At 63.6% G+C, this 7052-nt stretch carries 5 protein-coding genes; all 5 read right to left on the bottom strand.

What is annotated here, in order from left to right:
- Nucleotides 1-100: 100 nt before the first annotated feature.
- A complete protein-coding gene (locus KGA97_RS28555) occupies nt 101-1390 on the bottom strand; it encodes a tryptophan 7-halogenase (RefSeq protein WP_223481924.1) in 1290 nt (429 codons plus the stop codon).
- Nucleotides 1387-2064 (bottom strand): S8 family serine peptidase, encoded by a 678-nt coding sequence (locus tag KGA97_RS28550; RefSeq protein ID WP_008027979.1) that lies wholly within the window; start codon nt 2062-2064, stop codon nt 1387-1389. The genes KGA97_RS28555 and KGA97_RS28550 overlap by 4 nt, the downstream gene beginning before the upstream one ends.
- Entirely contained in the window at nt 2054-3772 is a 1719-nt protein-coding gene (locus tag KGA97_RS28545; RefSeq protein WP_223481923.1) for an ABC transporter ATP-binding protein, read from the bottom strand. The genes KGA97_RS28550 and KGA97_RS28545 overlap by 11 nt, the downstream gene beginning before the upstream one ends.
- Nucleotides 3772-5676, bottom strand: coding sequence for a sigma-54-dependent Fis family transcriptional regulator (locus tag KGA97_RS28540; RefSeq protein ID WP_223481922.1), 1905 nt, complete (start codon nt 5674-5676; stop codon nt 3772-3774). The genes KGA97_RS28545 and KGA97_RS28540 overlap by 1 nt, the downstream gene beginning before the upstream one ends.
- 245 nt (nt 5677-5921) lie before the next feature.
- A complete protein-coding gene (locus KGA97_RS28535; protein ID WP_223481921.1) occupies nt 5922-6947 on the bottom strand; it encodes a histone deacetylase family protein in 1026 nt (341 codons plus the stop codon).
- Between the last annotated feature and the right edge of the window lie 105 nt (nt 6948-7052).

The following is a 7052-nucleotide window of genomic DNA, read 5'->3' as shown; positions in this document are numbered from 1 at the left end:
CTCCAGGCCCCATCGCTAGCAGGCTAGCTCCCACAGGGAAATACATTCCAATGTGGGAGCGAGCCTGCTCGCGATAGGGCCAGACCAATCGCTACAAATATCAGGGCTTGAACCCCTGCCCCAACAACCAACTCCTGACCATCCTCCCCTGCTCCACCGTCAAACCCGCCAACGCCTGCCCGGCCGGTTCGGTCCGCAACCTGCGCACCAACGGCGCCAACTCAACCCCCTGCACATGCCAGATCCCCAACGGCTGATCCGCTGTAATCACCACCTCGGCCTCATCCACAAACCCATCCTTCAACACCGGCGCCCGCTCGATCCGCAGCGCGGCAAAATCCGCCTCGGCATGCGCCACCTCGGCATCCGGCCACTGCCGCCGCGCCTGCCAGAATGGTTGATCCAGCCAACGCTGCTCATCGGCATAAAAGTCCCGCCCGATCCGCGCAAAACGCAAAAACAACTGCTCTACCCGCTGCTGATGAAAGCGCTGGGCCAACGCCGACCGCTCAGGTTTTCGCAACAACGTGTTGATCACCGTCGGCGCCTGCAACGCCGAGGACAAGGACTGAAAGATGCCATTGCCCGACAGCGGGTCCACCGCCATCGCCGCATCGCCGACCCGAATCCAGTTTTCGCCACACACCTGCGGGCTAAGAATCGCGGTGCTGCTGCGGGCGTGCAGCTGTAGATCGACCTCATGTTCGGCACCAAAAAACTCACGCGCCAACGAGGAACCCTGGCGCTGCTGGCGACAATAATCGAGCAACTGCGCCTTGCCCGGCAGCTCGGCGCTGGCGACGTCCACCGTCCATTGCCAATAACACTGACCGTCCGCCCGCCGCGCCATCCACGCCCAGCCGTCCGCAAGGCTTTCCACGGCACTGGCGGTGTTGCTCGGCGCGCCTTGCCAGCGATTGAGCAGGCTGACCGTCTCCGGCCCGCGCAGCCCCTTGCCGAGTGCCGGTGCCTGGCGTCCGCGCGCCTCCACCAGAAAATCGGCAACCCGCGCTTCGTGCCCTTCAATCTCGACCCGATGTCCCTCCGCCGAGGTCTGAACGCTCAGCACCCGACCTTCAATCAGCTCAACGCCCGCCAGGCGCAGGTCCTCGCGCAGTCCTCGATCAAAGCTCGGGCGGTCCAGCAGGAATTCGATGTTTTGCGCATGCTGCTGACCGTTCCACGACACCTGCCGCTGCGACGGCAACGCCGCATCCGCCAGCGCCTGATGCAGACCGGCACCGCGCAAGGCCTCCAGCACCCGCAGCGAAACGCCTTCCAGCGCAGCGAACCGGCGCCACTCGCTGACCAGCGTCACGGGGTAACCGAGCCGCCGCAAGCCCAAGGCAACCGCCGCCCCCGCCGGCCCCGCGCCCAGAATCAGGATCATGCTCCGAAGCGCCGTTCAGGACCGCGATAACGGGCATTCTTGCGCAGCCAGTCGATGATCTGTTCGTTGCTCGCCTCGGGCTGTGAAACGAGGAACCCGGCAATGTGCCCGCTCAACGCCGCGCAGCCCAGACTGGCACCGGACTGCCCCGGATACGTCCCGTGCACGCACGCCGCGAAATCCGCCTGAGCGCTGTTGAGCCATGACCATTCCTGTTCGGCGCAACGTGCATCGCCCGTCACCCGCAGCACCTGTGGATAATTCGCCGGGAACACGCCCTCGCCCTGCGCCGGGCTCGACGCACACAGCAAAATGCCTTGCGCTACCGCTGCCGCGCAGGCTTCGCGCAACAGACTGCGGTCCTGGCGCAAACCGAGGCTCAGATTGATCAGCCGTACGTCCTGCGCAACCAGCCAGTCAATCGCCGTGGCGATCTGCAAGGCGCTGGTGACGCCGCGCTGGTCGAACACCTGAGCCACGCAGAACACCGCCGAAGGGGCCCGATGACTGATGGCTTCGATCACCGCGCTGCCGTGGCCGAGCGGGTCGTCGCGCAAGTCACTTTCGGCCAGACCGTCCGCCAGCAACGAGAACCGCCGCCCGGCGATCACCTGAACCCGCTGCGCCGCCGAATGGCCGCTGTCCACCACACCGATTCGCAGTTCAGACTTCATGCTGCACCGTTTTCGACGTGAGCACGCCGTCGAGCAATTCGAAGCGCAGATCGGCATCGGCCAACGTTGATGGACGATGACTGATGAGGATGCGCGTGCGTCCGGCAAACAGTCGGTCGATGGCCTCGATCACTTCGCGCTCGGTGGCTTCATCCACCGCCGAAGTGGCTTCGTCGAGCACCAGAATCAGCGGATCCTGCAACAGTGCCCGGGCAATGGCGATGCGTTGTTTCTGCCCGCCGGACAACTGCTGCCCGCGTTCGCCCAACGGACTGTCGAGGCCTTCGGGCAATGAGGCGATCAGGCTGTCGAGTTGCGCCAGCCGCGCCACGTCGGCGATTGCTTCGCGGCTGGCGTCGGGCACCGCGTAGGCCAGGTTATCGGCGAGGCTGCCGCGAAACAGCACGATGTCCTGACTGACCACGGCAATCCGACGGCGCAACTGGAACAGGTCCAGTTCCCGCAGGTCGACCTCGCCGAGCAGCACCCGCCCGGACTGTGGATCGTGATGCCGTTGCAGCAAATCGATCAGCGTTGATTTGCCGACGCCGGAGCCGCCGCTCAGGGCGACTTTCAAACCGTAGGGAATCCGCGCTTCGATGCCGCGCAAGGTGCTCGGCCGACCGGGATGGCTGAAGTGCACGTCGTCGAAACGCAGTTCGCCGGAAGTTGGCATTGGCCGGGGTTCAGCGGGGCTCAGCACGGTCGGTTCTTCACCGCGCAACTCCATGACGCGCCCCAGACTGACCGTCATCCGCTGAATCGCCACGTAGAGCCCAAGCAGACTTTGAACCGGCCCGACCGCCATCCCCAGGTACGTGGAAAACGCAATCAACGCGCCCAGTTGCCACGTCCCTTGCACCACCCAATAACCGCCAATCAAAAACGCACAGGCACGGGACAGCGAGGTCAGCGTGCCCGGCACCGCCTGGGTGAAAAATTCGGTGACTTGCAGACGCAGCAATTGACTCATGTAGCCCTGCCCCAACGCCTCCAGACGCCGCGACTCACGTTGCTGCTGACCGGCCGACTGAATGAATTTCATCACCGGCAGGGTCTCGACCATGAACGACGACATGTCCGCCGAACGTTCGCGCAACTGGCGCACATCGCGCTCGACCTTGCGCCGCATCCAGCGCAGCCAGAGCACGTCGAGGGGAATCAGCACCAGCGCCAGCAGCGACAACTTCCACGACAACGTCAGCAGCATCGCCACGGCGACCACCAGGCCGATCACGCTCGACACTGCCGAGAACAGCGAATCCACGGCGAAGCGCTGGATCTCCGCTACGTCGCCATCGAGGCGCGACATCAGGTCGCCAATGCGCCGCTGCCCGTAGAAGCTCGGCGACAGGGTTTGCAAATGCCGATAAAGGTCGTCGCGCAGCGAGAACAGAATCCGCCCGGACAGCCGCGTGTGCAGGTAACGATTGATCCCCGAGAGCGCCGTGCCGAGCAGCCCGGCGACAATCATCAACCCGGCGATCAGCACCAGCATGGGGAAGTTGCGGGCCAGCAAGCCATCGTCGATCAGCAGCTTGGTCAGCCAGGGTTGTACCAGCACCAGCGACGAGGCGCAGACCGATAAACCGAGCAGTCCGGCAATCGCCAGACGATGCGGGCGCACAAAGCTGTAGAGCCAGCGCAACGCCGCTTGCAGGGCTTCGGGATTCTGGCTGTCGATCAGCCGAACGATCAGGCGCTGCATCACGAACGCAACTGTTTGAGCTTGCGGTACAAGGTTGCGCGGCTGATGCCCAAGGCGTCGGCGGCGGCCGAGACGTTGCCCTGATGGCTGTCCAGGGACTGGCGAATCAGCTCCAGTTCGTTTTCGCGAATGCTCCCGGATGCAGGCCGCTCGCTGGCGTTCAGTTCGTCGAGCATGCTGTCGGGCAGGTGATCGAGGGTGAGGACGGTGTCCCCCGGTTCGCGCATGGCCAGCGCCGTGCGCAAGACCATTTCCAGTTGGCGGATGTTGCCCGGCCAGTGGTAACCCGCGAGCAAGCGGTTCAAGTCGTCATGCAGGAGCATGGCCGGTGCGTCGAGCCTGGCCAGCAGACGACCGACCAGCGCGTTGAAATCGTCGCGTTCGCGCAGGGCCGGCAACATCACGCTGATGCCGTTGACCCGATAGAACAGGTCTTCACGGAAGTGTTTTTCTTCGACCAGGCGTTTGAGGTCGCGGTGGGTCGCGCAGATCAGGGCGACGTCGATGTCCTGTTCTTCACCGGCGCCCAAAGGCGCGACTTTACGGTCCTGCAATACGCGCAGCAGACGCGCCTGCAACGCCAGTGGCATGTCGCCGATTTCGTCGAGAAACAACGTGCCGCCATGGGCCTGTTGCAGACGCCCGACCATGCCGCCGCGACGGGAACCGGTGAACGCACCTTCGCGGTAGCCGAACAGTTCCGACTCGATCAGGCCTTCGGGGATCGCCGCGCAGTTCACCGCGACAAAGGGTTTGTCGCAGCGGCTGCCAGCCATGTGCAAGGCGCGCGCGATCATTTCCTTGCCTGTGCCGGTTTCGCCGAGCAGCAACACCGGCAACTCGTTGGCCAGCCCCTGACGGGCCATGCGCAGGGCACGGGCATAACGGACGTTGCCGCCGGCCAGGGCATCGAGATCCGGTTGAGGTTTGGCGGTTTTCGCCGGACTGCGCGGCGGCGTGCTGACGTTGATTGAGCGCTGCGGTGCGCGCAGGGTTTTATAGAAAAATTCGCCTTTGGCGGTCTGCAAACTGCCGACGCCGCCCTGATGCAAACGCGACAACAGTTGCAAGCCATCGACGCCGAGAAACTCTTCGCAACGGCGACCGACCAGCGCCGAGCGTTCGGCATGGAGCAACTGACACGCCTGGGCGCTGACCGCAAGAATCTGCCCGCCGAGGCTTACCGCTAGCAAGCCCTGCCAAGGGGATTCGAGGTACTGCCGGCGGCTGTGGAACGCCAGCACGATCTGGTCGGGGAAACTGGCGTTGAACACCCGGCTTTCAATCTGGCTGACCGCCATGGCCAACAGTGCGGTGCTGTCGTGAACGCGGCCGAGCGGGCCTTCGCGGGTCAGGTCGAGGACGCCGAGGATGTCGCCTTGCGGGCAATAAATCGGCACTGAGGTGCAGGAGAAATCGGTCAGGCGATCGAGGTAATGCTCGCCGCAATCGATCATCGTCGGCCGGGCTTCCACCAGCGCGGTGCCCAGCGCGTTGGTGCCGCGAGCGGCTTCGCTCCAGCAGGCGCCAAGGGTGATGTCTTGCAGGCCGCTGCCCTTGAGGCGATCGGCACGGCCTTCGACCGCGAGGATGGTGGCGTCGGAGTTGGCGAGGATGATCAGGCCTTCCTTGCCCTGGCGGTCGGCCAGGTAATCGATCGCCGGCAATGCCGCGTCGATCAGCAGGCGATTGTTCGCCAGCAGCACGTCGAGACTCGCGCTCGATTCCAGCGCCAGTTCATGTTTGCTGTTGAAATGCACGCCATGGCTGAGGCTGCGTCGCCACGATGCATCGATTTCCGCCCGCAACACGCCATCGGGGACTTCACCCTCAAGATGGAGTTTTTCCCGGGCCAGCCGGGCTTCACGGTGCAGCTTGGGGGAAGTTGTTTTTATTAGCGTCATCAAGCGCTCCGGATCGGTCCGCCCTGCGCTCTTTTAAGTTCAGCGCCCTGTCGCAATCTTTACGTTAACGTCAGGGCGATGGCAAGTGCCTTACAGCGCTTGTGTTCTTTCAAGCCAACCGCGTCATCGTTCATCGCCGGCAAGCCAGCTCCTACAGGTTCGGCGTTAACCACAATTTAGCGTTCACACCAATCCATTGTAGGAGCTGGCTTGCCAGCGATGGCGGCCTCCCAGTCCACAAAGAATCAGATCCGCCACACCTCGGGCCCGACAAAAAACGCCCGCGCATTGTCCTCAAGACTCTCCAGGTGATACCCACCCTCCTGCACAATCAGGCACGGCAACCCAAGGCTGCGAATCCGCTCACCCAGCCGCGCAAACCCTTCCCGCGTCACCGCCACTTTGCTCTGCGGGTCCAGCTCGAAAATGTCGAACCCCAGGGACAGCACCAACACCTCGGCAGCGAAATCCTTCACCGCCGCCAGCGCCACCTCCAGTTGCCCAAGAAAGTCCGCCTCACTCGAACCATGGGCCATCGGCAAATTCAGGTTGAACCCCTCGCCCGCGCCGACACCGCGCTCATCCGCAAACCCGGCAACCCCCGGATAGAAGTTGGTCGGATCGCCATGCACCGAGACGTACAGCACGTCATCGCGGTCGTAGAAAATCTCCTGAATCCCCTGACCGTGGTGCATGTCGGTGTCGAGCACCGCAACGCGTTCAAACCCGCCGCGCAACACCTGCGCCGCCACCGCCGCGTTGTTCACATAGCAGAAACCACCGGCCGCTTCGGCCCGGGCGTGATGCCCCGGTGGACGGCACAACGCGTAAGCCGCCGGCTCGCCATCAAGCAACGCCTGCGCCCCGGCCACTGCGCTTTGCGCCGACCAATAGGCCGAACGCCAGGTCTGTTCGCCCACCGGGCAACTGCCATCCGCGAGATAACGTGCGGCCTGAGCCAGGATTCCGCGCAGAGCGTTTGGCTCACGGACGAAGATGTTCGACATCACTTCGTCGCCCCAATCTTCCGGGATTTCCTTCCAGCGCTGATGCGCTTCCTGGAGAAACGCCAGGTACGGCGCACCGTGCACCGCCAGCAGCGGATCAAGTCCGGCATCCACCGGCTGCTCGACTTTGAAGCCCAGCGATCGAGACGCCTGCACCAGTCGCTGCGCACGCTCCGGCACTTCCTGCGGCGTGCGCATCTGTCCGCGGGAGTAATAGCTGCGTGGATGGTGAAGCAATTGTTCGGGATGGAAAAAACTGCGCATGGGATTGATACCTGTCAGATAACGTAATTCTCGAATCCGAGTGCACCCTCCTGTAGGAGCGAGGCTTGCCCGCGAAGGCGGTGTGTCAGTCAAACGTCGATGTTG

It is taken from the genome of Pseudomonas sp. BF-B-15 (assembly GCF_019946675.1).
Lineage (GTDB): Bacteria > Pseudomonadota > Gammaproteobacteria > Pseudomonadales > Pseudomonadaceae > Aquipseudomonas > Aquipseudomonas migulae.
This window is presented reverse-complemented; position numbering and strand designations above follow the sequence as displayed.

What these genes read in the sequence shown, in the direction of transcription:
- KGA97_RS28555 (WP_223481924.1), bottom strand. Translation starts at nt 1,390, where the DNA reads ATGATCCTGATTCTGGGCGCGGGGCCGGCGGGGGCGGCGGTTGCCTTG.
- KGA97_RS28550 (WP_008027979.1), bottom strand. Translation starts at nt 2,064, where the DNA reads ATGAAGTCTGAACTGCGAATCGGTGTGGTGGACAGCGGCCATTCGGCG.
- KGA97_RS28540 (WP_223481922.1), bottom strand. Translation starts at nt 5,676, where the DNA reads ATGACGCTAATAAAAACAACTTCCCCCAAGCTGCACCGTGAAGCCCGG.
- KGA97_RS28545 (WP_223481923.1), bottom strand. Translation starts at nt 3,772, where the DNA reads ATGCAGCGCCTGATCGTTCGGCTGATCGACAGCCAGAATCCCGAAGCC.
- KGA97_RS28535 (WP_223481921.1), bottom strand. Translation starts at nt 6,947, where the DNA reads ATGCGCAGTTTTTTCCATCCCGAACAATTGCTTCACCATCCACGCAGC.